We start from the raw sequence: 25,206 nt of genomic DNA, 5'->3' as shown, positions 1-25,206 counted from the left end.
GGTGAATGGAGGACAAGCATGGAATTTCGAATTAATTTATTACCTCAAACCTATAGTACAAAAGAAAAAAGTTCAGTGTTTCTAATCCCCATTTTAGGGATTGTGGCTGTCGTCGCTACTGCCTCTATCTTAACGTACACTTATTTTGATAAGAAAGATTCCATTGGAACATTATCAGCTAATATAGAAACACAAACTTTAACAAGAGATACGTTATTAAAAGAATATCAACAGAAAACAACGGGTGTAACAGAGTTTAATTTCGTTGATCAATATAAAGCCATGAACGAAACGTTAAGTACCATTTATGTGGATACCAGTAACATCCTTGAAAGAGTGAAAAGTTTCTTACCAGAAAAGGCTAAGCTTACAAACTATACCTATACAAACAATGGAGAAATAAGCATGACGGTAAACTTTTTTTCAAAAGGGGACTCGGCCGTGTATCTTAATGCATTGTTACATGCACCTTTTGTAAATGAAGCACAACTCACTAGTATTACAATCGATGAAGAAAGTCTAACCTATGATGCCACTTTTGAATTAAAAGTGAAAACGTTAGTGGGTGTTGAACAATGACAAAGTGGTTAGAGGAACATAAAAATTCCGTTTTAATCGTTGTCCTTATTCTATTTATTTTATTGTCTTTATTTTTCTTTTTCCTCATTCGTCCTTTGGCTGCAGAGGAAGAAGCGAAAAAACAGGAATTAAATCGAATACAATCTGACGTGGCATTTTATCAAAACCACTTAGATGAGTTAGCGCCACAAACGTTTACAGAACAAGAAAAAGAAGACTTACTAGGAAAAGTTCCTACTCTACCTAATGTTGAAGAGGTTGTTAAAGAGCTAGAAAAAGCAGAAATCGAGACGGGTGCTGTCATTGATAATATTACCATTAGTGACCATCCCAATGAATTAGGACCAAAAGCACTTCAAGAGAATGAAGATTCTGAGGCCAACAGTGAAACACAAGAGAACACGGAAACCACACAGCAGCCTGGAACAACTATCTGGTCGCATATTTTACCTGAAGAAACTCTTAAATCATTAGAAGAAAAAGAAAAACTAGCCCATGTTAATAAACTAACTGTTTCTTACATTGAATTAGCCATTGACGTTAATGGGGAAGAAGAAGATGTACATCAATTTTTAGAGACCATAGAAAAATTCAAACGAATTATTCATGTTCAAAGTTATGATTACACGATAAATGAAGAGAACGACCGATTAGAAGGAGTTTTAACGATTCGTGCTTTTTACAGCAACGATTTCGAAGAACTAATCAATGGAAAAAACGAATTCAAGTTAGATTACAACTTCGACCCTTCTAAAATTAAGCGATACATTGAACCAGAAACAACTGAAGTTGAAACGGGTACAGTAAATAATAGTGAAACTCCCCTTACTGGAAGCGTAAGTAACAATAATAGCGATGGATATAGCAATCCTAGTGGAAACACTATTCCAAGAGTAGAAGAACTACCGCCAACAAGAACACCGAGTGAAACGAATCCAAGTGGTGGGAAAAAACAAAATAAGTCCAGCATAAATCCTGATACTAAATTATACAGCGCCCCACCAATAAAACGGGAAGGTGAGCCAGTATTTCTTGTCGTTCAAACAGGAGCCTATAATGAAAATGCCAATCTAAATAGTGCTGTACAAGAATTGGTAGACAGCGGAGTTTATCCGAGAATTATTGGTAATGATCTTTTCTATGTATACACGGCAACAGACAGCAGTGACGATTCGGCACAAAAAATTGTTGATCTATTAAAGAGCAAAGGCTTTGATTCCTATGTGAAAACATTGCCGTATCGTTTAACAACTGTTGAAAAAGATGTCCTCTTAGTTGCGGCAGATGAATTAGTAGGAACAACGACTGAAATATTGACAAACAATATCACGAATGGCGATATCATCAAAGATGAACAGTTAGATGCCATCCGTACCAAAATAAAGGTATATGATAGTAAGATTCAAGAATTAATGAACAAGGGTGTTAGTGAAGATCGAAAGAGAGAGCTCCAAGAAACGCTATCGATTTCAACTCAATTGGACCAAGTATTACAGAACAATCAAAAGGACGGAAATCGTGAATCCTTATGGGAAGCAGAAGGATTACTACTTGATTTTATGCTCATTCTAAATCGATATGTTCCAGCTGACATAAATTAGTAGAATACTAGGGTATCTTATTACGGCATAATGCGGGTAAACCCCACTGATGGAAGTTTCACTTTATGAAAAGAAGGGATACTAGATGATTCAAAAGCGAAAACGATTAGGGGATTTGTTAGTAGGAGCCTCCATAATTACTGAAGAACAGCTAATGGAAGCTTTACAAGAGCAAAAACATACAGGACTAAGACTGGGCGATCAGTTAATCGCCATGAATTTAGTAAGTGAGCAGCAAATCATAGAAGTACTAGAGTTTCAGTTAGGCATCCCGCATGTTGACTTGTATAAACAAAAAATTGATCGGAAATTAGTCAACATCATTACCGAGGAACTCGCTCGAAAATATCAAATACTTCCTTTGAAAAAATCGAATAACCGCTTAATGGTGGCGATGTCTGATCCCCTTGATTACTTTGCGCTTGATGATTTACGTCTAAGCACAGGATTTGAGATCGATCCGGCTATTGCTAAAAAGGATGAATTGCGTCTAGCGATTAACCGTTATTATGGGATGCAAAAATCGATCGATCAAATGCTCCAAGAAATTCCAATGTATGAAGATGAGATGGCACTACTTGAAGCGCAGCAAAATGATGATTCTGCTGTTGCGAAAATGGTCAATCAATTAATCAGTCAAGCGAATCAACTGGGGGCCAGTGATATTCACTTTGATCCTCAAGAAACGGAAATGCTTATTAGACTTAGAGTTGACGGGATTCTTCGAACAGAGCGATCCTTGCCAATTAAAATGAACAATGTCCTGGTTTCAAGAATTAAAATCATGTCACGGTTAAATATTGCGGAAAAACGTTTACCACAAGATGGTCGTTTTAAAATGGAGTTTGAGTTAAAAACGATTGATATCCGTGTTTCGATATTGCCAACGGTCTATGGCGAAAAAGTCGTGATGCGTTTACTAGATAATCAAAGTGTTACATTAGGGATCAATCAATTAGGGTTTTCAGAGGATAATGAACAAAACTTCCGTAAAGCCATTAAGCATGCATATGGGCTAATTCTCGTCACAGGTCCAACGGGATCAGGGAAATCGACCACTTTGTATACCGCACTACAAGAGTTAAACAATGATAGTGTCAATATTATTACAGTAGAAGATCCGGTCGAGTATCAAATTAAAGGGATTAACCAAGTCCAAGTAAGGTCCAATATCGGAATGACCTTTGCTGCTGGTTTGCGGTCAATTTTACGACAAGATCCCGATATTATCATGGTTGGGGAAATTCGTGACTCGGAAACAGCAGAAATCGCTTTACGCTCAGCGATGACAGGACATTTAGTATTAAGTACGCTGCATACGAATGATGCTGTCAGTGCGATTAGTCGTTTAATTGATATGGGAGTAGAACCTTTCCTTGTTGCCTCTTCCTTAGTTGGAGTACTGGCGCAAAGGCTTGTAAGAAAAGTGTGTCCTTATTGTGCGACCACTTATAGTTTAACAGATGAGGAGAAAGAGCTTTTTGAATCAAAAGGACTTCCAACGAGTGGAATTGTAAAAGGAGCGGGATGTTCAAACTGCAATAGTACGGGCTATAAAGGCAGAATGGCGATTCATGAAATGGTATTGTTAGATAATCATTTAAGAGAAATGGTCACGAAAAAACACCCTGATTCCATGTATCGTCAATATGTTGAAGAGCTTGGGTTTAAAGGAATGTTTTATGATGGACTCCATAAAGTATCAAAGGGACTTACAACATTAGAGGAAGTGTATCGAGTCATTGTATAAAGCCCCTACTCCAAGCAAAGACGAGATAATGAATGAAGGGAATAAGAGCAATGAACACAACAAATGCGTTGGCCATGGAGAAACTCTTACATTTTGCTTTTAAAAACGAAGCATCTGATTTACACATTACAACTGGAATTACCCCCATTGTACGAATCAATGGGAAATTAAAGAGAATCGGTGTAGAAAAGCTAACACCAGAAGATACACTGCGAATGGCGAAGGAAATTACGACAGAGGTTCAGTTTGAACGCTTCCTAAATGATGGAGAACTAGACTTTTCCTATTCTTTCCAAGGAATCTGCCGTTTTCGTGTCAATATGTACAGACAAAGAGGTTCGATTGGGATTGTTTGCCGTGTGATTAACAGTGAAATTCCGACGATTGAGTCATTGAACCTCCCTCCAATTACAAAGGAGTTTGCCAAATACCCACAAGGGATTATACTAGTCACAGGTCCAACTGGGAGCGGGAAATCTACGACATTGGCGGCAATCATTGATCATATTAATGAAACACAAAGTAAGCATATTTTAACGTTAGAAGATCCGATTGAGTATCTTCATCGCCATAAAAATAGCATTGTCAATCAGCGGGAAATAGGTCAAGATAGTCAATCGTTTTCGATTGGATTACGAGCAGCTCTTCGTCAAGACCCGGATGTCATTTTAGTAGGAGAAATGCGGGATCTAGATACGATTCAAACAGCGATTACTGCGGCTGAAACGGGTCATTTAGTGTTAGCAACCCTCCATACAACTGGAGCTGCACAAACCGTTGATCGGATCATTGATGTTTTCTCTGCTGAGCATCAACAGCAAATTCGTACGCAATTGGCGAGTACATTGGTCGGGGTTATTTCACAAAGACTATTGCCAACAGCAGATGGATCAGGAAGGGTAGCGGCTCTTGAAGTATTAGTGTCTAATTACGCTGTTGCTAACCTGATTCGTTCAAATAAAATTCATCAAATTCAAACCGTATTGGAAACGGGTAAATCTTACGGGATGCAGACGATGAATATGGCTGTTACTCAATTAGTTCAAAAAGGAATTATTACACGTGCAACTGCAGATGAGTTTGTTCCAAACTGGGATCGAAATAAATAAGCAGGTTCTGAGAAAGGAGGTTCACGTTGAATGATATTTCAATATAAAGGAATTGATTCACGAACAGGGAAGGAAGTAAAAGGGAAATTAGATGTCGTTTCAAAGGCAGAGGCGATGGAAGAGTTAAAAAGGAAAGGCTTATATATTTCAGAAATCAAAGAAAGAAAAGAAACCTTCCTAACAAAAGACTTAGATATAACCATTGGCAAGCCTGTAAAAAGCCAGGACTTTGTGATGTTTTGTCGCCAACTAGCAACTCTATTAAATGCAGGTACGCCTATTGCCGATTCGATTCGATTACTTTCTGACCAAGTTTCTTCAAAACCTTTACAAAAAGCGTTGAATGCCATTTACCAAGATATCCGTTCGGGTATCGCTTTTTCAGAAGCCTGTAAAAAATTCCCAAAAATCTTCGATAAAGTTTTTATCAATATGATTCTAGCTGGGGAAACAAGTGGGGACTTAGAAAAAGTCATGGATCAATTAGCGCTTTTCTATGAAAAGGAACATAAAATTCATGGAAAAGTAAAGTCTGCAATGATGTATCCAATCGTTGTTTCCGTTGTTGCTGTTGTGGTCGTTGTGATTTTATTAACACAAGTGCTACCGAGTTTACTCGATAACTTGTTATCAGTAGGTGGAGAGATTCCATTACCTACTAAAATCGTTCTAGCCATTTCTAATTTTATGATTGATTATTGGTATATTTGCGTGTTATTTGTTGTACTACTGATTATTGCTTATATTGCCGTCAAACGGAATCCAAAAGGACAATATATGCTGGATTTAGTGAAATTGAAAATTCCTGTGTTTGGAGTATTAGCGCAAAAGCAAATCATTGCGAGAATTTCGCGAACGATGGCTTCTTTATTCGCCAGCTCTGTTCCGGTTTTACAAATCCTGAGAATGAGTGGCGAAGTTTCAGGAAACAAAGTGTTTGAAAAAGTATTAGATGAATCTCGGGAATCATTACGAATGGGAGCTAGTTTGTCCATGCCCCTAGCGCAAAGTTGGGTTTTTCCAAACTTGGTCAGTCATATGGTGGCAATCGGAGAAGAAACAGGGCAATTGGATACGATGCTTGAAAAAATTGCTGATTTCTATGAGGAAGAAGTAGAACAAATGGCTTCAAGATTAAGCACCGTACTAGAGCCACTCATGATCGCGATTTTAGGTGGGATTGTCGGTCTAATCGTACTAGCAGCCATGATGCCAATGTTCTCAATCTACGAAGGCATATAACCTATTTTTGAAGAAATTACCAAACCGTGCCCAACATCATATTAATTCATACTCTTTTAGGTTTTACATAATTATAAAACCTAAAAAGAGTTTTAATACAATCGGGGTTAACAGCAGAAACGTAAACCAAACTTGGCATAAATACAAGACAAACTAAAATGCTCACCCTTGGAGTATCGACACCCCCACGCGAAGCGAGAAATGTCGAAAGCATTCTCTAACAAGACGACAAAAGTCTTGTTATTTTTTTTTGCCGTTATGATAGGATGTTACCAATGAGTTTTGTAGGGAGGATGCACCTAACATGGACAAGCCTAATGAACGGAAAACAATTACCATCAAAATTAACGGAAAGGAAAGTCCGTTTATCGATAAAACTAAAAAAGAAAATGAAGAAATACAAAAGGTTGAGGCAAATGAAAAGCAATCAACATCAACTGAACCAGTACAGCAGGAAACGGCTGCGGCAGTGGATCAAAACGATGAAAATGATAGCTTTGAGTGGATTTTGCCCAAAAATACAACTCCTCCTGTGATCGAAGAAATTAAACCCCAATCAACATCGAGCAAAAAGAAAAAAAATCTACCTACTAAAAAGTCTAGTTTTAAAACTATGAAACTACCATTTAAAAAGATAAACCTTTCTATGTTTTTTTCGATCTTTTTCGCAGTACTCTTGGGCACTTTCTTTGGATTAATGCTTCTAAAAATTGTTCCAGCTGAGAAGGTAGTTGATCAAGACCAGCCTGTTGTCAATAATGAAGTAGAGGCTCCTCCAGCCGGTGAAAATCAAGGAGGAAGTGGAACATTGACAGCGACAAAACAGACTATCTCCGCAGCTGTTGTTCAAGAAGGCATTTATTCTACCAAGGAATCGGCAGGACAAATAAAAAAAGATTTGAACAATAAAGGCATCCCAGCAGAGGTTTTTGCCTCCGATCAACAATTTGCCTTATATGTAGGACTTTCTGGTACTGTTGAAGATGCTAAGTTAATAGGGAGTAAACTAGGATCGAGTGGAGTGGATACCTATTCAAAACAATGGAGTATTAGTGAAAAACAAATTTCAAAGTTACTTGAAGAAGAAGTAAAGACGCTCGAATTAACTCCACAGCTTTATCAAAGTTTAATGACGAGCATTTCCTCTGTAAATGGGACGAATAAGATTCCTCAAGATGTAATGGATAATGTAAATAAACAAGCCGCTAATTTAGCGAAAATTGATAAGGAAAAGCTACAAAATCAACATATGATTGGAATTTACTCCCAATTAGAGGCGGCCTCAGCTCAATTAAAGGTGTATGATCAGAATCCTAAATCTAGTACCCTAAATATGGTTCAACAGCATCTATTGACTTTTTTAGCACATTATCAAAGTTTATAAAATAGCTTCCATTGCCGTATCCTGACTGATAAAGTCGTATGCACTCGATACCAGTATTTTCTGGGAAATGAATTTACAAAAAGGGGTAAACATTGACTCATTGTTTACCTCTTTTTTAAATTTCCTCATATTGTTTGTCGTAATTAGAAATGATAGTATGTACATGTATCTCCCTAACTAGAAAATAAAGGAAGGTGGCCATATGCAAGACCTCATTTTAGCCTCATCATCTCCACGACGAAAAGAACTTCTAGAAAATCTCCAATTAACGTTTCAAACAGTAAGCAGTGATGTGGATGAGAATTATGACCCAAACTGGAGCCCAGATGAAATCGTGATGGAATTGGCTTATCGAAAGGCGCAGGCAGTCGCACTTAAGTATCCATCCTCTTTTGTGATTGGTTCTGACACCATTGTTGTAAATGATGGAGTTATTTTAGGTAAACCGCAAAACCGTGAAGATGCATTTTCCATGTTAAATAGTTTGTCTGGAAAAACGCATTCTGTATTTACCGGGGTATCCATTGTTACACCAAATGACAAAATCAAATTTTATGAAAAATCAGATGTAGAGTTTTGGGAGTTATCCATTGAAGAAATTAATCAATATCTTGATACCGGAGAACCGTTTGATAAAGCGGGTGCATACGGCATACAAGGGTTCGGTAGTCTCCTTGTGAAAAAAATGGCCGGAGATTACTTTGCTGTTGTAGGGCTCCCGGTTTCTCGGACGATAAGAGAGCTGAAAAAAGCAGGATTTGAGCTGTAATTTCTTCATACTCCCACTCTAAAAGGGAGGAAAAAATAATGACAACCGATTCATTCATGATCCGTGATTTTCCAAAGGATGAACGTCCAAGAGAACGATTCGTCCATTCAGGGCCAGAGAGTTTATCCAACCATGAATTACTGGCCCTTTTACTTCGAACGGGTACAAAAGAAGAATCTGTCCTTCAATTAGCCAATCGTCTACTGACTCAATTTGAAGGCTTACGCTTATTAAAAGATGCCACGCTAGATGAAATAACGGCCATTAAAGGAATTGGTTCAGCGAAAGCTATCCAAGTTCTTGCCGCCATCGAACTAGGCAGAAGGGTCTCCAATTTAAACTACGATGACCGATATGTCATCCGCTCCCCAGAAGATGGAGCCAAATATGTCATGAATGACATGCGATTCCTCACACAAGAACACTTCGTCACCCTTTACTTAAATACAAAAAATCAAGTTATAAACAAGAAAACTGTTTTTATCGGAAGCCTGAATGCCTCGATCGTGCATCCGCGCGAAGTATACAAAGAAGCTTTACGCCGCTCAGCCGCATCGATTATCTGCATTCACAACCATCGTGCGACACGTTCATAACTGAAAAGGTTATGCACGCTGTCTGAAAGTCAAAAGACTGTAAGAGAGTCGTGAACTCTTAACTTGATAGGTAGAATGATAGGGTAACGCCTTGAAATGCCTACTCTAATACTCCGACATGCTTTATTTAAATGTGTACAAGAATAAGGTGTGAAGCTCGGTGAAGTCGGCTGAATGTTGCCGTAGTGCCAATTATTGGTAACCGAAAGCTAACTAGAGGTAGTTAGTGCGATAGATAGGTCGGGAGTCATTAAAAACTTAATATGGTGAGAATGTGGTAAAACACTGACGAACTAGCGAACGAAATGTCTGTAAGTGGAACTATTTAGAAATGAGTAGACTTGATGAAAATTTAAGTGCGTTCCGTGGGCGAGTAAGTATGGTGGTTTCGAAAGCTCCATGCATCGTTACAGGCGATGGAGAGGATGCCAGGCAAGAGCTAGCACCTAAGTTAAGTATTGATAGAGTTAAGGGAACGTGGAAAGCTACCAACATGGAGAGTACACACTTGATGAAATGTTAGGAAGGAAAGGAATAAATCTATAACTTCCTTTTATGGTAGTGAGAGTAGAGGCAGGAGTAATGAAGTTTCCGTAATGGAAATGGAACAATAGCCTCAAGTCGTTTCGACTAAACTATTTCAACTCAATCATCTCAAGGGTTCTCGTATGACTAAAAAGGTCACGAGCCATGATTGGAGCGTGATAGACCTTGAACGAAAACTTTAAGAAAATCCCTAGAATGAAAAATACAAGGTTACGCCATGCAGAGTATTATGGCATGACAGAAACCTTCGATGAACTTTATGCAAAAAGTAAAGATAACCAGAAGTTTAATAATCTTATGGCTATCATTACTTCAGACAACAACATCCTACTAGCCTATCGAAATATTAAACGAAACAATGGAAGTGCCACGGCTGGGGTAGATGGAGTAACAATAAACGATATTGAAAAGCTTGATACGCATGAGTTCGTTAAGATTGTAAAGAAAAGGTTTACACACTATAATCCTCGAAAAGTAAGGCGTGTGGAAATCCCAAAACCGAATGGAAAAACTAGACCTTTAGGTATTCCTTCTATGTGGGATAGAGTTGCACAACAATGTATCTTACAAGTGCTAGAACCTATATGTGAAGCAAAATTCTATAAATATAGCTTTGGATTTAGACCGACAAAATCAGCTGAAAATGCAATATCTGCAAGTGCTGGGAGAATAAACAATAATAAAATGCAATTCGTGGTGGATTTAGACATTAAAGATTTCTTTGATGAAGTGAAACATTCTAAACTAATGCGGCAGATTTGGACAATGGGTATTCGTGACAAACAATTACTTGTCATTATCCGGAAAATGTTAAAAGCCCCTATTGTTCTACCAAATGGTGAAATTTTATATCCTACAAAGGGGACACCCCAAGGCGGAATACTTTCTCCTTTATTAGCGAACATCAATCTAAATGAATTTGATTGGTGGATTGCGAACCAATGGGAAAGTAAAAAGTGTCGAACGATTAATGACTACTTTAACAAGAAAACAGGATTGTATAGTCACCAATATCGCTATAGACAACTTAGAGAAACATCGAAGTTAAAAGAAATGTATATTGTTCGCTATGCTGATGACTTTAAAATTTTTACTACAACTCGGTCAAATGCTGAGAGGATTTACATGGCGAGCAAAATGTGGCTAAAAGAACGGTTAAATCTAACCATTTCTGAGGATAAATCTCAAATTACAAATCTGAAAAAGAAAAGTAGTGAGTTTCTTGGTTTTGAACTGAGAATGGAACGTAAAGGATATGACCGTTTTAGACGCAAAAAATATGTCTGTCAATCACATATAACAGAAAAAGCACGAAAGAGGATTAAGAAACAACTCAAAGATCAAATCAAGCTCATGCAAAGAGTTCCTGACGGAAATGAATTAATTAAGAACGTTCGAATTTATAACAGTATAGTCATTGGCATTCATAATTACTATCAAATCGCAACACAAGTTAACGCTAGTCTAATGCCAATACAATATCAACTAACACAAGTAGAACGTCATCGATTAAAACAATTTTCGTTGAAGAAAACAACCACTTACCCAATTAATGACAAAGGCATTAAACCTTATTTGAAATCTGAGATGACAAGATATATAAATGGATACCCTCTAATTCCTATTGGGTTTATTAAAACGAGAACAGCGTTAATGCCGAAAAACGGTGTCAATAAATTCACCAGAGAAGGACGAAAACTAATGCATAAAGAACAAAAGTCGGTTCGAAACTGGCAAGTTCAATGGATTAGGGAACATCCTGTGATGAGTGAACGAGCAACGATAGAATTTAATGATAATCGGATATCGTTATTTATAGCCCAAAATGGAAAATGTGCAGTAACAGGAGAAGAATTAATTCTAACGGAGATGGATTGCCATCATAAGAGGTTATGGAGTGAAACAAAGGATGATAGATACTCTAACCTAGTCATCATTACTAGAGATATTCATCGACTAATTCATGCCACTAGTACAGAAACAATCCAAACATATCTTGAGTTACTAAAGTTAAATAAGGAACAAATTATGAAAGTAAACAAGCTAAGGTTGTTAATTGGAAATGAAGCAATAATATAGGGATGCAAATTAGATTAAGCAGATTGAGGTAAGTGAAATAGAAGGCAAACGATGGAATGCCGTGTGCAATGAAAGTTGCATGCACGGTGTGGAGCAGGGGAAAAGGTAGAGATTACTTCAAAGCCTTACCTATTGCTATCCTCCGGAGATCCCGCACCAAGCCGCGAAGATATTGAGGTTACCAAGCGTCTCAATGAATGTGGTAAAATACTTGGAGTAGATCTCCTTGATCATTTAATCATCGGCGAAAATAAATTTGTCAGTTTAAAGGAGAAAGGTTACTTATGATACTATGATTTTGGCTTTTGTTGAGATATAATATAGTTTGTGATTTTTTGACGAAACCGGTAGACTTCGTTACAATTTTTATACAGCTATGAAACGAACAAAATTGAAATAAATCAAATCATTTTATAAACAATTGGAAAAAACTGCCAGAAATTGGAGAAGCTTTTTTTCGCTTTACGGGGAAAAATAGGTTGAATGGTATTATGTTTTAGAAGGGGAGATACAACCATGTTTGGAATTGGGACACGGGATTTGGGAATTGATTTAGGAACGGCAAACACACTTGTGTATGTGAAAGGCAAAGGGGTAGTTGTAAGAGAACCTTCTGTTGTTGCTCTGCAAACAGATACGAAGGGGATCGTTGCCGTTGGAAACGATGCGAAAAATATGATAGGTCGTACACCAGGAAATGTTGTTGCACTACGTCCTATGAAAGATGGAGTCATTGCTGATTATGATACAACTGCGGTAATGATGAAGTACTATATTAAAGAAGCAACAAAATCAAAAAGTATTTTTTCTGGTAAACCGTATGTAATGATTTGTGTTCCATCTGGAATTACGGCAGTAGAAGAAAGAGCCGTAATTGATGCCACACGCCAAGCGGGTGCAAGGGATGCTTATACGATTGAAGAACCATTTGCTGCAGCGATTGGTGCCAATCTACCCGTTTGGGAACCAACCGGAAGTATGGTCGTTGATATCGGTGGAGGAACGACCGAAGTTGCGATCATTTCACTAGGTGGAATCGTTACAAGTCAATCCGTTCGAATTGCTGGGGATGAAATGGACGAAGCGATTGTGAATTATATTCGAAAAACCTATAATTTAATGATCGGGGAACGTACCGCAGAAGCGATTAAAATGGAGATTGGCTCTGCAGGAGATCCAGGGGAAATTGAAAACATGGAAATCCGTGGACGTGACTTGTTAACGGGATTACCAAAAACGATTGAAATTACAGCAGAAGAAATTGCACGTGCCTTAAAAGATACAGTAGTTGCAATCGTTGATGGTGTTAAATTAACACTTGAAAGAACGCCACCAGAGCTTGCCGCAGATATTATGGATCGTGGAATTGTATTAACTGGAGGGGGAGCGCTTCTTCATAATTTGGACAAGGTCATTAGCGAAGAAACAAATATGCCTGTTTTAATTGCGGAAAATCCTCTTGATTGCGTTGCGATTGGAACCGGTAAAGCTCTAGAACATATTCATTTATTTAAAAATAAAGCGAAAGACGCTCGCTAACATCAGTAGAGGTGTGTACGTATGCCACAGTTCTTTTTGAACAAACGCCTGATTATTTTGCTTGTTAGCATTATCATTCTCGTGGCATTAATTGGGTTTTCATTAAAACAACGTGAAGAGTTGACCTGGCCGGAACAGTTTGTAAAAGATACTGTCGGCTGGGCTCAAACCCTTGTGTCTAGACCGGCCCATTATCTTGCCGGTTTTTTTGAAAATGTGCAAGACTTGCAAAATACATATGAGGAAAATAAAACATTAAAATCAAAGTTAAATGAATTAGCACAGTTAAAAGCAAATGTACAAAGCTTAGAAGATGAGAATGCTAAACTTAGAGAAATCGTAGATAAACAAGAAGCATTACGGGATTTTGAATCCATTCAAGCTACAGTGATTGGTCGGAACCCAGATCGATGGAATGACCTGATTATTATCAATAAAGGTTCCACAAGTGGAGTCGAAGCCAATATGGCGGTGATCACACCAACCGGTTTAATTGGAAAAGTAAAAAATAGCCGTCAATTAACAGCAACGGTTCAATTATTAAGTTCAAATGACACGACGAATCGGGTATCAGCAGAAATTCTCGGAGATGAGAAAGTCTACGGTCAGATTGAAGGCTTTGATAAAGAAAGTGAAATGCTGCTGTTAAAGAAAATTCCTTATGAAGCGAAAATTGAAAAAGGGCAACTGGTTCAAACGTCTGGGTTAGGTGGGGTTTTCCCTTCAGACCTTATGATTGGAACGGTTGAAGAGGTTGTTCCTGATGAATATGGCTTAACTCAGACCGCTTATGTAAAAACAAGCGCTGATTTTTATGACTTAGAGCATGTGATGGTTGTGAAAAGAACCATGACTCAGCCTAAGTTAAGTGATATGATGGGCGAAGAGGAGGAGAAGGAATAATGAAATTTTTTCTTCCTCTTATCATTAGCCTTTGTTTTATTGGCGAGAGCATTTTTGTTGAACTATTGCCAGAGGCTTTTTCTACAAATGAGAAGATCATCGTGCCACATTTCCTCATTGTGGTCATTATTTTTGCTGCAATTTATGGGGATCGTAAACAAGGGTTGATCTATGGACTCATATTTGGACTTTTATTTGATATTGTTTATACCGAGATAATCGGGATCTACCTGTTTATCATTCCTTTGGTTACGTATATCGCTGCTTGGATGATGAAGCTCCTACAAACCAATATCCTGGTTGTTGGTATTGTTACGCTTATAGGTATTGCTTTGTTAGAATTAGGAGTCTATGAAATGAATTTTCTCATTGGTTTAACCAGGATGGATTTTACGAGTTATCTACAAGTTCGATTGTTACCAACCTTACTATTCAATGGTATTTTTATTGCAATCGTGGCTTTTCCTTTGAAAAAGTTTATGGACTCATATAGACGATCATTAAACGAATAATTTGTCATCAATATTATTTTAATAAAGAAAAATCAATTGTTTAAAAGGAAATCAACAGATTTTTGTCGAAGTTATAAAACGGCTTTCTGTAAAAGGAAAACCATTATTTAGAAAGCATTTTTTAAAAATGGCTTTGTTAAAGGTTAATAATGGATTCGGACTACTGTTGATTTTAGTGGAGGCCATGAATACTCCTGTGCGAGACGGGAAACAGACCAGACATTATAGATACGAAATATCATGGTGGCTCTTGCGTTGCTGAGCGAAAGTGAAGCCCCTGTTTCGGAAATCAACAACCAAGTTTAACAAAGCTTTTAAAATAGAAAGCGATCTTTGTCATGCTTTCCCATTGAAGTGCTCTAGTTGAGGTGAAAATCTTTATAATGAAAAAACTCCAAAATGTAACGATTAAAGGGACTAAAGAGGGGATTATTCTCCATTTAAATGACAATTGTTCCTTTGATGAGTTAAAAAAAGAGCTTCAAATGAAATTGATGGAAAGCTCTCGATCACATGCCGACCATCATCTAATCACTGTAAAGGTCCAATTGAATAATCGCTATTTAACAGAAGAACAAACAGAAGAAATAAAAGAGATCATTAATGAAAATGAAAATTTGACCGTGGATTCGATTACGTCCAATGTATTGACAAAAGAAGAAGCCCAGTTAAAGAAAGAGGAACAAGAAATTGTTTCTGTTTCAAAGATTATTCGTTCAGGTCAAGTCTTAAATGTACCTGGGGACCTGTTGCTAATTGGTGATGTGAATCCAGGTGGAACGGTGATGGCAGGAGGCAATATTTTTGTAATGGGTACCCTAAAGGGAATCGCCCATGCTGGCTGTAACGGTAATCACAATGCGGTTATTGCTGCATCAGTGCTGATACCACAGCAGCTTCGAATTGGTGACCTTATTAATCGAGCGCCTGATCATGTCGTGGATCAAGAACCACGAGAAATGGAATGTGCTTATATCGACGAAAATAATCAAATGATGATTGATAGATTACAAGTTTTAATGAATGTTCGGCCAAATTTAACGAGATTGGAAAGGGGACTCTAGGATGGGAGAAGCAATCGTTATAACATCAGGAAAAGGCGGAGTAGGAAAAACGACAACATCAGCAAACATTGGTACGGCTTTGGCTATCCAAGGTAAGCGTGTTTGTCTAATCGATACAGATATCGGTTTACGTAACCTTGATGTCGTCATGGGTCTTGAAAATAGAATCATCTATGATCTTGTTGATGTGATCGAGGGAAGATGTAAAATTCACCAAGCGCTAGTAAAGGATAAACGATTTGATGATCTCCTTTATCTACTTCCAGCAGCTCAAACAAGTGATAAAACAGCCATACAACCTGAACAAATGAAAACGTTGGTTGACACGTTAAAAGCAGATTACGATTATATTATTATTGATTGCCCGGCGGGTATTGAACAGGGGTACAAGAATGCGGTGGCAGGTGCGGACAAGGCTATTGTTGTCACAACTCCAGAGGTTTCTGCCGTACGAGATGCTGACCGAATCATCGGCTTACTAGAAAAAGAGGAAGGCGTGGAGCCCCCTAAATTGGTGATTAATCGGATTCGTAACCATATGATGAAAAACGGTGAAATGTTAGATGTCGATGAGGTTACCACTCATCTATCGATCGACTTAATTGGAATCGTTGCGGATGACGATGAAGTGATCCGCGCATCTAACAGTGGAGAGCCAATCGTGCTGAATCCAAATAGCAAGGCAAGTATTGCTTATCGAAATATCGCTAGAAGAATTCTAGGAGAATCGATCCCACTTCAGCCGTTAGACTCTGAAAAAAGTGGCGTCTTCTCGAAAATCAAGCGATTTTTTGGTGGGAAGTAAATCGTTAATCAAATTCGCTCGTCGAATTTGTGCCCGGATTTTTCTCCATAAAATACAATTAAAACAATGCATGAGTGATTCTAGAATTATAGAGCAGCTTATGCATTTTTTATTTCCTTAAAAGTCCTTCACACCGATTTTGAAAAAAATAAACCTCGTTTACTATAAGTCATATTTGTCCATTTTCCCTCATAGACTTGTACTACTAAATGTCGTATAAGGAGAATGGTGGAAATTATGCGTTCAAGTAGTGATGAGATTCGTAAAAGAATAGAAAAAAGAAAAAAACAACGAGAACGAATGGCTAAAAAAGTGGAGCCACGGAACAAGGATTTTCGCCGCACTCGTCCTTCGGATGCCGAACAAACAAAAATACCATGGCTCGAAGACGAAGAACGATATGGATTTGATTCATTGACCTCTTATGAAAGTGGTCCAAATGACGGGGACCACCATCCATTGTTTAGCAAGGAAACGTTTATTTTTAAAATATTATCATCCGCCGTCCTTTTCTTAGTGATTGCGATTATGTTTCGAAATTCAACTGCCACGCTCGATCCCGCTCGCGACTTTGTGACAAAGGCGATGAATGAGGAATTTCAATTTGCAGCTGTTTCGGATTGGTATGAAGGGACATTTGGAAAACCGTTAGCCCTGTTTCCTGAAAAAACTGAAGAGCCAACCCAAACCGTTGATGGAGAAGATTCCAAAACCCATTATGCTTTGCCTGCTTCTGGGAAAATTCTAGAAGATTTCGGTGAAAATGGACAAAGGATCACGATTGAAACTGGAAAAGGTGCCGAAGTTGAAGCGATGATCGGCGGGCTGGTCATTGAAGTTGGCGAGAAAGAAGGCTTCGGACAAACCGTTGTCATTCAGCATCCCGATAAAACTAAATCCTGGTACGGCAATTTAAGCGCTGTAGACGTGACCCTTTATCAATATATTGAAAAGGGGACAGTTGTTGGAAAAGCGACAGATTACGAGGATGGAACAAAGGGCTCCTTCTACTTTGCTATTAAAGAAGGTGATGATTTTGTTGATCCGATACAGGTGATCCAATTTGACTAAAATAGTTGACTTACTTAAACAAATTCATATTCACCCTTTGTTATGGCTTGTGATGGCTTTAGCGATAATGACAGGTCATTTTCTTGAACTGTCACTTTTTTTGTTCATTATTTTAATACATGAACTAGGGCATGGTGTAATGGCAGCCCTTTTTTCCTGGAGGATAAAACGAATATCCATGCTCCCCTTTGGAGGGGTAGCAGAGGTTGAAGAACATGGGAATCGTCCGTTACGAGAAGAAACCATAGTCACGTTAGCCGGTCCCTTACAGCATATTTGGATGATGGCTGTGGCTCTTCTATTACATCAATTCTATTTGATTTCAGATGATTTTTATCAAAAGTTTATTGACTTTAATTTAATGGTCCTCGTTTTTAATTTATTACCGATTTGGCCTCTTGATGGCGGGAAATTGATTTATCTCTGGAGATCAAAAACAGAGTCTTTCCCAACGGCTCACCAAAAAACGATCTTTATCTCAATTATTAGTTTAGCAGCATTTTTTATCTGTTTAGTATGGATTCAACCAACCAATATAAATTTATGGGTCATTATGTGTTTTCTTACATTCTCGCTTTATACAGAGTGGAAACAAAGGCATTATGTGTTTGTTCGATTTTTATTGGAACGGTTTTATGGAAAAAAGGTGGAGTTTAAATCATTAATCCCGATACATGTCCAAGAAGATGAGCTGGTGACCAATGTTCTCGAACAGTTTCAGCGTGGCTGTAAGCACCTTATTATTATTGAAAAAGAAGACAACGAAACCGAGCAACTGGACGAAAACGAATTGCTCCATGCTTACTTCGTAGAAAAAAGGCATAGCGCCAAAGTAAGCGAGTTGCTTTATCCTTATTAAAAAGTCATAATAAAGATAGATGAGTGAATGGCTGTATGCTGTTCACTCATTTTTAAATGAGTTGTGTATGAAGATTAGAAACTGGTAGGCAGCCTGCTTCTCAAGGACATTTTGGTTGAAAAAGTCCATGATGAAGGCTCTCAAGGACATTTTGGTTCAAAAAGAGCAGAAAAAGTCCTTGAGAAAAGCCTCTTAACAATAAAGCGAGGAAGTAAAATGAAAAAGCTAATTGTGAATGTTTTAACACGAGAAAAGCGCTTTGCTCTACTAGATGGTTCGAAGGTTGAAAAGCTGGAGATCAAACAACCAAAGCACACTTCTCGTGTAGGAAATATATATCTAGGTACGATCACTAAGGTATTACCAGGAATGAATGCGGCATTCGTTGATATTGGAGAGGAAAAGAACGGATATATTCATCGAGATAAACTAGCAAGTTTTGTGCTAGCAGACGGATCAAAGGAGGAAAAGGAAAAAAAGGGTATTTCCTCTTTCGTCCACCAAGGTGAAAAACTTCTTGTTCAAGTGGAAAAAGATGCAACGGGAACAAAAGGACCAAAGCTCTCTTCGATTATCGAATTATCAGGTGAGCATCTCATTTATATGCCAAAAGGAAAGTACATAGCCGTATCAAAAAAGATTCAAGACTCTCAGAATCTACGTCAATTTGGCTATCATCATAAAACGGAAGAAGAGGGTTTTATTTTTCGGACAAGTAGTGCAAATGCTAATGAAGAGGAGTTAATGATTGAAATCGAACAATTACGATCTCATCATGAGCATCTTGAGAAAAAAGCAAAGACACTAAAAAAGCCAGGATTGGTTTTGGAACATCAACATTTTTTTCATGAGCTTGTAGAAGTGATTAGACCCATTGCCCAAAACCTTGAAGTCGTCATCGATGATCGTTCGTTACTCGAGAAACTTCAAAATGTTTATCCATCACTTCAAATCACTTTACACACAGGATATGAAAATATTTTTTCAGCTTATCATCTCCATGGAGAAACGGAAAAGGCATTGAAGCGAATGGTCTGGCTGTCTAATGGGGCATATTTGGTGATGGATGAAGTCGAGGCTTTAACGATCATCGACGTGAATACTGGGAAATTTTCAGGTAAGCAGGATTTGGCTGATACCGTTTTGAAAACCAATTTGTTAGCGGCCGAAGAAGCAGCACGGCAAATTCGTCTTCGTGATTTAGCGGGGATGATTCTGATTGACTTTATTGACATGAAGAATGAAAAAGAGAGAAATCAAGTTCAAGAGAGAATCACAGAAGAATTAAGGAAAGATGGGCGGCAAACTCGAATTGTAGGATTTACGGCACTTGGAATCCTTCAACTAACACGAAAAAGAACGAAAAATTCATTAGCAGAAAGTCTAATGGAAAAATGTCCAGTCTGTGAAGGGACTGGGAAACTCCCGAGTACCGAAACGGTTGCCTTTCGTCTAGAAAGAGAATTATATGAATATCGAAATCAGGATGTTGAAAAAGTGATCATTGAGAGTACGGAACACGTGAAGAGAGTGTTTTGTGGAGAGCAGAACGAGCATAAGAAAAGATTAGAGGAAATCCTAAAGTTTACGATTGAATTCAAAATAAACGAAAATGTCCAGCCTTTTTACAATATCCTTCAACTAAAATCATAGTAGAAAACTATATTGACAGTGATTTACCTGTGTGTTAATATTTTAATGTTATGTTTGTAGCACCCGTGCTACAACCGCACGGATCAGGTATAAAGTATTTACATATGTAAATCACCTGTGATTGGCGAGTCTGAGTTTATGAGGAGGTGCAAGTCTATGTACGCAATTATCGAAACAGGCGGTAAGCAAGTAAAGGTAGAAGAAGGTCAAGCAATCTACATTGAAAAGCTAAACGCTGAAGCAGGCGAAACAGTTACTTTTGATAAAGTTCTTTTCGTTGGTGGTGACAACGTAAAAGTAGGAAGCCCAGTTGTTGAAGGCGCTACGGTTACAGCTAAAGTTGAAAAAAATGGTAAAGCAAAGAAAATCATTGTTTTCAAATATAAAGCGAAGAAAAACTACCACAAAAAGCAAGGTCATCGTCAGCCATACACTAAAGTTGTTATTGAAAAAATCAACGCTTAAGGTGTAAATGATGATAGACATTACAATCAATCGTAACCATAAAGGTTTCATCAAGTCTTTTACCATGAGCGGACATGCATTATTTGCTAATCATGGGAAAGATATTGTCTGCGCTGGTGCATCGGCTGTGTCCTTTGGAACGATTAATGCCGTTCATGCATTAACCGGAATAGTGCCCCATATTCAACAAGATGATGGGTTTTTGAGATGTCAGATGCCGGATCAACTTCCGTCAGACATTGATGACAAAATTCAAGTTTTGCTTGAAGGAATGGTGGTTTCTTTACAGACGATTGAAGAACAATATGGTGAGCATATAAAAATAACCTTCAAAGAGTGAGGTGAAAATACATGTTACTAAAATTAGATCTTCAGTTTTTCGCATCTAAAAAAGGGGTAGGTTCTACAAAGAACGGTCGTGACTCTATCGCAAAGCGCCTTGGTGCTAAGCGTGCAGATGGTCAGTTCGTAACAGGCGGTAGCATTCTTTATCGTCAACGTGGAACAAAAATCTATCCAGGAGTAAACGTTGGCCGTGGTGGTGACGACACTCTATTCGCAAAAGTTGACGGCGTTGTTAAATTTGAGCGTGTAGGTCGTGACAAGAAACAAGTTAGCGTATACCCAGCTGCTCAAGAAGCATAATCGTTAAAAAACTCTAGCCTTTACGGTTAGAGTTTTTTTAACTTTTTCCACAATTCAGGTCCCACAAATTCTTTTTCCTTCAACTATACTACTTTCTTCCATTTTTTTGGTATACTATCAAAAAGCGGTCTATAGTGGGGTATCAATGATTATGAAAAAAAAGGATTGGAACAAAGTTGAATTACTTCGGCAAGTACGACATGACTGGTTAAATAAATTACAATTAATTAAAGGCAACTTGGATTTAAATAAAATTGACCGGACAAAAGAAATTATTGCTGAAATCGTGATTGAGGCACAAAATGAAACAAAACTTTCGAATTTAAATTTTCCTAATCTTACTTTGTTACTACTTACCCATAATTGGGAACAGCATTCGTTTCAAATTGAATATGAAGTACTCGATCAAATCAAGTGCAAGGGAATTGATGACCAATGGTTAACCGATTGGGTCGCTATGTTTTTCTCAAAAATTAATCATAGTGTGAAGCCATTTGGAAATAATCATTTATCCGTAACGATTGAGCCACATGAGCAAGGAATTCGTTTCTTTTTTGATTTTTGTGGAACAATAGAAAAGAAAGATTCCATCCAGGAGTTTATTGAAGTGCCACATCATGGTGTGCATATTCATCAATTTAATATAAAAGAACAAGAGTTTTCTCTTGAAGTATTTTTTCAACAACCTACATAGAAATGACAAAATTAGATGATTGTAAAGGCTTAACGCTTGCGCAAACAGTCGGGAGGATAAAAAATTATGTTTGTCGATCAAGTTAAAATATATGTGAAAGGCGGAGATGGCGGCAACGGGATGGTCGCTTTTCGACGTGAGAAATATGTACCAAAAGGCGGTCCTGCTGGCGGAGATGGCGGAAAGGGTGCGGATGTTGTATTCGAAGTGGAAGAAGGTCTACGTACATTAATGGACTTTCGCTATCAACGTCATTTTAAAGCAACTCGTGGTGAACACGGCATGTCAAAAAATCAACATGGTCGTGGTGCCAAAGATATGGTTGTTAAAGTACCCCCTGGTACCGTAGTTTCGGATGCAGATACGGGTGCAATCATTGCCGACCTTACTGAGCATGGTCAACGTGCCGTTATTGCAAAAGGTGGAAGAGGGGGCCGTGGGAATTCTCGTTTTGCCACACCGGCAAATCCAGCACCAGAGCTTTCAGAGCACGGGGAACCGGGTCAAGAAAGAGAAGTCATTCTTGAATTAAAACTTTTAGCAGATGTTGGGCTTGTTGGATTTCCTAGTGTAGGTAAATCGACATTATTATCGGTTGTGTCTTCAGCTAAACCGAAAATTGCCGAATATCATTTTACGACGCTTGTTCCAAACCTTGGAATGGTTGAAACTGAGGATGGTAGGAGCTTTGTTATGGCTGACCTGCCAGGGCTTATTGAAGGGGCACATTCTGGAGTCGGCTTAGGACATCAATTTTTACGACATATTGAAAGAACACGAGTGATCGTCCATGTAATTGACATGGCTGCAACAGAGGGACGCGACCCTTATGAAGATTACCTGACCATCAATAAAGAATTAGAGCAATATAATTTACGATTGACAGAAAGACCGCAAATTATTGTTGCTAATAAAATGGATATGCCAGACGCCGAAGAAAACTTAGCCGTATTTAAAAATAAATTAACCGAAGATTACCCTGTTTTTCCTATATCCGCTTTAACAAGAAACGGATTAAGAGAACTACTCTATGCGATTGCTGATAAGATCGAAACAACACCGGAGTTCCCGCTTCATACCGTAGAAGAGGAGCAAGAGGCACATCATGTTCTTTACAAACATGAGCCGAAGCAACAGGAATTTGAAATTTCTAGAGGAGATGATGGTAGCTTTATCTTATCTGGGGATGCCGTTGAGAAGCTATTTAAGATGACGGATTTCTCAAGGGATGAATCTGTCAGACGCTTTGCTCGTCAGCTAAGAGGAATGGGAATCGATGATGCCTTGAGAGAAAGAGGTGCCAAAGACGGGGATATCGTGAAGCTATTAGAATTTGAGTTTGAATTTATCGAGTAGCCTTCCTATAAAATAAAATTGCTATTTAAATACCTATCATTGTCTAGCGCAAGCTGCCAGCCCCTCAAGGTCAAAAGCCGATCCTCTCTGAAAGATCAGAACACCTTTTCGAGAGGCTCGTCTTATGCTGGTAGGGCTGTGCAAGGCGCTTACGCTTTTCTATTGGGGGGAGAGGAATTGCGAGAAAAAAAGCCAGATAAAAAGTTTTATTTGGTCCGAGAAGATGTATTGCCAGAGGCGATGAAAAAAACGATTGATGCGAAAGCACTGATTGATAGAGGCAAGGTAGATTCCGTATGGGAAGCTGTACAGAAAGTAGATTTAAGCCGAAGTGCTTTTTATAAATACCGAGATACCGTTTTTCCGTTTCATACCGTTGTAAAAGAACGCCTCATCACCTTATTTATCTATTTAGAAGATCGTTCGGGGACTCTCTCTAATTTATTAACAACCGTGGCTTCGACTGGCTGTAATGTATTAACGATTAACCAGACGATTCCTTTACAAGGACGAGCCAATATTACACTGGCACTGAATGTAGAGAATATGGAAGTCGATATTGAAGAACTCCTAAAAAGAGTAAGACAATTAGAATTCGTTGAAAAGGTAGAGGTGCTTGGTTCAGGCGTGTAAAAAGCGCTTGGGCTGAGGCCTTTTTTCTAATTATGATTTAAATGGATAGGGGCAAATTGTTCTCAAGGACAAAAATAGTTGAGAAATGGAAAAAAGGTACATGAGTAGGGTCCTCAAGGACAAAAATAGCTGAGAAATAGAAAAAAGGTCCGTGAGCAGGGCTCTCAAGGACAAAAATAGCTAGGAAATGGAAAAAAAGTCCATGAGCAGGGTTCTCAAGGACATTCCAAGCTAAGAATCGGGAAAAAAGTCCATGAGAAGCTTTTTAAAGGACTTAAATAAAAAAATAAGTCCATAAGGGGTCGCTCCAGATAGCTCTTAATAAGATGACAAAGTAATTAATCTTGTACAATTATTTTTTAACATGGTAAAGTATTTGTAAAATACAAAATAGGGAGAAAAGAAATAGTGAAAACAGGTTACTTAGGTCCGAAAGCAACATTTACAGATTTAGCAGTTCGAGAAATGTTTCCAGATTACGAGACAGTTGCCTATACGACCATTCCAGATTGCATTGAAGCAGTTGTGAATGATGAGATAGATATTGCAGTTGTACCGCTTGAAAACGCCCTAGAAGGCTCAGTAAATATCACATTGGACTATTTGATCCATGTTGTCGATCTACCCGTCAGAGGCGAGCTTTCTGCGCCAATTCGACAGCATTTAATGGTGCACCCAAACCAATCAGATAAATGGAAAAATCTAAAAAAGATTTATAGTCATTCCCATGCGATCGCCCAATGCCATAAATTCTTACATACCGAATTAAAGGGAGTACGAGCTGAGAGCTACACTTCTACAGCTGGGGCGGCACAGTATGTGATGGAGCATCCGGACGAGCCAATTGGTGCGATTGCCAATGAACTAGCAGCACAAGAATATGGTCTTGAGATTGTCAAACCGGATATTCATGATTTTGATTATAATCGGACCCGTTTTATCTTTTTATGTAAAAAACCATTAGAATTACCGATTAAACCTCATTATGTGGGTTACAAAACAACTTTAATGATTACTCTGCCAGAGGATCGCTCAGGGGCACTTCATCAAGTCCTATCAGCGTTTGCTTGGCGTCAGCTCAATTTAATAAAAATTGAGTCAAGACCAACGAAAACGGGATTAGGCAATTATTTCTTCATTATTGATATTGATAAAGCTCTTGATGACGTATTAATTCCAGGCGCGATTGCCGAAATTGAAGCAATCGGCTGTCAGGTTAAAATATTGGGAAGTTACCCTTATTACCAACTACAAGCGAAATAATACAAAGAACTCACTCTCTTTATTGGAGTGAGTTCTTTTGTTCTTCTGTATAAAATGGTGAAGACTGAAATCCGGATTATTTCATTAGA

General features: G+C 38.3%; 23 protein-coding genes, 2 pseudogenes and 1 other annotated feature. All 25 genes and pseudogenes read left to right on the top strand.

Annotated features, from left to right (window positions below):
- Positions 1 to 18: 18 nt before the first annotated feature.
- Positions 19 to 579 carry a hypothetical protein gene (locus Q5760_RS19550; protein WP_428909279.1) on the top strand — a complete coding sequence of 187 codons (561 nt, stop codon included), beginning with the start codon at positions 19 to 21 and terminating at the stop codon, positions 577 to 579.
- The gene (locus Q5760_RS19545; protein ID WP_428909278.1) at positions 576 to 2,180 is read left to right on the top strand and encodes an SPOR domain-containing protein; all 1,605 of its coding nucleotides are present in this window, start codon (positions 576 to 578) and stop codon (positions 2,178 to 2,180) included. The genes Q5760_RS19550 and Q5760_RS19545 overlap by 4 nt, the downstream gene beginning before the upstream one ends.
- Before the next feature lie 85 nt (positions 2,181 to 2,265).
- Positions 2,266 to 3,930 (top strand): GspE/PulE family protein, encoded by a 1,665-nt coding sequence (locus Q5760_RS19540; protein ID WP_428909277.1) that lies wholly within the window; start codon positions 2,266 to 2,268, stop codon positions 3,928 to 3,930.
- A 50-nt stretch (positions 3,931 to 3,980) separates the two neighbouring features.
- On the top strand, positions 3,981 to 5,039 hold the full coding sequence (locus Q5760_RS19535) for a type IV pilus twitching motility protein PilT (RefSeq protein WP_428909276.1): 1,059 nt from the start codon (positions 3,981 to 3,983) through the stop codon (positions 5,037 to 5,039).
- Between the two features lie 30 nt (positions 5,040 to 5,069).
- Positions 5,070 to 6,281 (top strand): type II secretion system F family protein, encoded by a 1,212-nt coding sequence (locus Q5760_RS19530; protein WP_428909275.1) that lies wholly within the window; start codon positions 5,070 to 5,072, stop codon positions 6,279 to 6,281.
- Positions 6,282 to 6,585: 304 nt separating this feature from the next.
- On the top strand, positions 6,586 to 7,665 hold the full coding sequence (locus tag Q5760_RS19525; RefSeq protein WP_428909274.1) for a hypothetical protein: 1,080 nt from the start codon (positions 6,586 to 6,588) through the stop codon (positions 7,663 to 7,665).
- A gap of 202 nt (positions 7,666 to 7,867) precedes the next feature.
- The gene (locus Q5760_RS19520; protein ID WP_428909273.1) at positions 7,868 to 8,434 is read left to right on the top strand and encodes a Maf family protein; all 567 of its coding nucleotides are present in this window, start codon (positions 7,868 to 7,870) and stop codon (positions 8,432 to 8,434) included.
- Positions 8,435 to 8,472: 38 nt separating this feature from the next.
- Positions 8,473 to 9,012 (top strand): annotated as a pseudogene (radC, locus tag Q5760_RS19515) (RadC family protein); the annotation flags it as partial.
- A 729-nt stretch (positions 9,013 to 9,741) separates the two neighbouring features.
- Positions 9,742 to 11,655, top strand: coding sequence for a group II intron reverse transcriptase/maturase (gene ltrA / locus Q5760_RS19510; RefSeq protein ID WP_428909272.1), 1,914 nt, complete (start codon positions 9,742 to 9,744; stop codon positions 11,653 to 11,655).
- Positions 11,656 to 11,796: 141 nt separating this feature from the next.
- Positions 11,797 to 11,943: pseudogene (locus tag Q5760_RS19505) on the top strand (JAB domain-containing protein); the annotation flags it as partial.
- 228 nt (positions 11,944 to 12,171) lie between these two features.
- The gene (locus tag Q5760_RS19500) at positions 12,172 to 13,194 is read left to right on the top strand and encodes a rod shape-determining protein (RefSeq protein WP_428909271.1); all 1,023 of its coding nucleotides are present in this window, start codon (positions 12,172 to 12,174) and stop codon (positions 13,192 to 13,194) included.
- A 21-nt stretch (positions 13,195 to 13,215) separates the two neighbouring features.
- The gene (gene mreC / locus Q5760_RS19495) at positions 13,216 to 14,097 is read left to right on the top strand and encodes a rod shape-determining protein MreC (RefSeq protein ID WP_428909270.1); all 882 of its coding nucleotides are present in this window, start codon (positions 13,216 to 13,218) and stop codon (positions 14,095 to 14,097) included.
- Positions 14,097 to 14,609, top strand: a complete 513-nt coding sequence (gene mreD / locus Q5760_RS19490) for a rod shape-determining protein MreD (RefSeq protein WP_428909269.1) — start codon at positions 14,097 to 14,099, stop codon at positions 14,607 to 14,609. The genes mreC and mreD overlap by 1 nt, the downstream gene beginning before the upstream one ends.
- Before the next feature lie 383 nt (positions 14,610 to 14,992).
- Positions 14,993 to 15,673, top strand: coding sequence for a septum site-determining protein MinC (gene minC / locus Q5760_RS19485; RefSeq protein WP_428909268.1), 681 nt, complete (start codon positions 14,993 to 14,995; stop codon positions 15,671 to 15,673).
- 1 nt (position 15,674) lies between these two features.
- A complete protein-coding gene (minD, locus tag Q5760_RS19480; RefSeq protein WP_428909267.1) occupies positions 15,675 to 16,478 on the top strand; it encodes a septum site-determining protein MinD in 804 nt (267 codons plus the stop codon).
- A 225-nt stretch (positions 16,479 to 16,703) separates the two neighbouring features.
- Entirely contained in the window at positions 16,704 to 17,549 is an 846-nt protein-coding gene (locus tag Q5760_RS19475) for a peptidoglycan DD-metalloendopeptidase family protein (protein WP_428909266.1), read from the top strand.
- On the top strand, positions 17,542 to 18,408 hold the full coding sequence (locus Q5760_RS19470; RefSeq protein ID WP_428909265.1) for a M50 family metallopeptidase: 867 nt from the start codon (positions 17,542 to 17,544) through the stop codon (positions 18,406 to 18,408). Before Q5760_RS19475 ends, Q5760_RS19470 begins: the two co-directional genes overlap by 8 nt.
- Positions 18,409 to 18,519: 111 nt before the next feature.
- A complete protein-coding gene (locus Q5760_RS19465) occupies positions 18,520 to 20,061 on the top strand; it encodes an Rne/Rng family ribonuclease (protein WP_428909264.1) in 1,542 nt (513 codons plus the stop codon).
- A gap of 62 nt (positions 20,062 to 20,123) precedes the next feature.
- Positions 20,124 to 20,203 (top strand) — a sequence feature (ribosomal protein L21 leader region).
- 14 nt (positions 20,204 to 20,217) lie between these two features.
- On the top strand, positions 20,218 to 20,526 hold the full coding sequence (gene rplU / locus Q5760_RS19460; protein WP_428909263.1) for a 50S ribosomal protein L21: 309 nt from the start codon (positions 20,218 to 20,220) through the stop codon (positions 20,524 to 20,526).
- A 10-nt stretch (positions 20,527 to 20,536) separates the two neighbouring features.
- The gene (locus Q5760_RS19455; RefSeq protein ID WP_428909262.1) at positions 20,537 to 20,866 is read left to right on the top strand and encodes a ribosomal-processing cysteine protease Prp; all 330 of its coding nucleotides are present in this window, start codon (positions 20,537 to 20,539) and stop codon (positions 20,864 to 20,866) included.
- Between the two features lie 11 nt (positions 20,867 to 20,877).
- Positions 20,878 to 21,171, top strand: coding sequence for a 50S ribosomal protein L27 (rpmA, locus tag Q5760_RS19450; protein WP_428909261.1), 294 nt, complete (start codon positions 20,878 to 20,880; stop codon positions 21,169 to 21,171).
- Between the two features lie 145 nt (positions 21,172 to 21,316).
- The gene (locus tag Q5760_RS19445) at positions 21,317 to 21,865 is read left to right on the top strand and encodes a Spo0B C-terminal domain-containing protein (protein ID WP_428909260.1); all 549 of its coding nucleotides are present in this window, start codon (positions 21,317 to 21,319) and stop codon (positions 21,863 to 21,865) included.
- A gap of 66 nt (positions 21,866 to 21,931) precedes the next feature.
- Positions 21,932 to 23,221: a GTPase ObgE gene (gene obgE / locus Q5760_RS19440; RefSeq protein ID WP_428909259.1), complete on the top strand. Its 1,290-nt coding sequence runs from the start codon at positions 21,932 to 21,934 to the stop codon at positions 23,219 to 23,221.
- 177 nt (positions 23,222 to 23,398) lie between these two features.
- Positions 23,399 to 23,854 carry an ACT domain-containing protein gene (locus Q5760_RS19435; RefSeq protein WP_428909258.1) on the top strand — a complete coding sequence of 152 codons (456 nt, stop codon included), beginning with the start codon at positions 23,399 to 23,401 and terminating at the stop codon, positions 23,852 to 23,854.
- Positions 23,855 to 24,262: 408 nt separating this feature from the next.
- Complete coding sequence (gene pheA / locus Q5760_RS19430; RefSeq protein WP_428909257.1) at positions 24,263 to 25,117, top strand: prephenate dehydratase; 855 nt, start codon at positions 24,263 to 24,265, stop codon at positions 25,115 to 25,117.
- The last annotated feature ends 89 nt before the right edge of the window (positions 25,118 to 25,206 follow it).

It is taken from the genome of Niallia sp. Kr1 (assembly GCF_050389805.1).
GTDB lineage: Bacteria > Bacillota > Bacilli > Bacillales > Cytobacillaceae > Bacillus_BD.
The sequence above is the reverse complement of the archived record's forward strand: the minus strand, read 5'-3'. Positions and strand labels throughout refer to the sequence as shown.

Coding starts and splice junctions, on each gene's coding strand:
- Q5760_RS19550 (WP_428909279.1), top strand. CDS start 19: ATGGAATTTCGAATTAATTTATTACCTCAAACCTATAGTACAAAAGAA.
- Q5760_RS19545 (WP_428909278.1), top strand. CDS start 576: ATGACAAAGTGGTTAGAGGAACATAAAAATTCCGTTTTAATCGTTGTC.
- Q5760_RS19540 (WP_428909277.1), top strand. CDS start 2,266: ATGATTCAAAAGCGAAAACGATTAGGGGATTTGTTAGTAGGAGCCTCC.
- Q5760_RS19535 (WP_428909276.1), top strand. CDS start 3,981: ATGAACACAACAAATGCGTTGGCCATGGAGAAACTCTTACATTTTGCT.
- Q5760_RS19530 (WP_428909275.1), top strand. CDS start 5,070: ATGATATTTCAATATAAAGGAATTGATTCACGAACAGGGAAGGAAGTA.
- Q5760_RS19525 (WP_428909274.1), top strand. CDS start 6,586: ATGGACAAGCCTAATGAACGGAAAACAATTACCATCAAAATTAACGGA.
- Q5760_RS19520 (WP_428909273.1), top strand. CDS start 7,868: ATGCAAGACCTCATTTTAGCCTCATCATCTCCACGACGAAAAGAACTT.
- Q5760_RS19500 (WP_428909271.1), top strand. CDS start 12,172: ATGTTTGGAATTGGGACACGGGATTTGGGAATTGATTTAGGAACGGCA.
- mreC (WP_428909270.1), top strand. CDS start 13,216: ATGCCACAGTTCTTTTTGAACAAACGCCTGATTATTTTGCTTGTTAGC.
- mreD (WP_428909269.1), top strand. CDS start 14,097: ATGAAATTTTTTCTTCCTCTTATCATTAGCCTTTGTTTTATTGGCGAG.
- minC (WP_428909268.1), top strand. CDS start 14,993: ATGAAAAAACTCCAAAATGTAACGATTAAAGGGACTAAAGAGGGGATT.
- minD (WP_428909267.1), top strand. CDS start 15,675: ATGGGAGAAGCAATCGTTATAACATCAGGAAAAGGCGGAGTAGGAAAA.
- Q5760_RS19475 (WP_428909266.1), top strand. CDS start 16,704: ATGGTGGAAATTATGCGTTCAAGTAGTGATGAGATTCGTAAAAGAATA.
- rplU (WP_428909263.1), top strand. CDS start 20,218: ATGTACGCAATTATCGAAACAGGCGGTAAGCAAGTAAAGGTAGAAGAA.
- Q5760_RS19455 (WP_428909262.1), top strand. CDS start 20,537: ATGATAGACATTACAATCAATCGTAACCATAAAGGTTTCATCAAGTCT.
- rpmA (WP_428909261.1), top strand. CDS start 20,878: ATGTTACTAAAATTAGATCTTCAGTTTTTCGCATCTAAAAAAGGGGTA.
- Q5760_RS19445 (WP_428909260.1), top strand. CDS start 21,317: ATGATTATGAAAAAAAAGGATTGGAACAAAGTTGAATTACTTCGGCAA.
- obgE (WP_428909259.1), top strand. CDS start 21,932: ATGTTTGTCGATCAAGTTAAAATATATGTGAAAGGCGGAGATGGCGGC.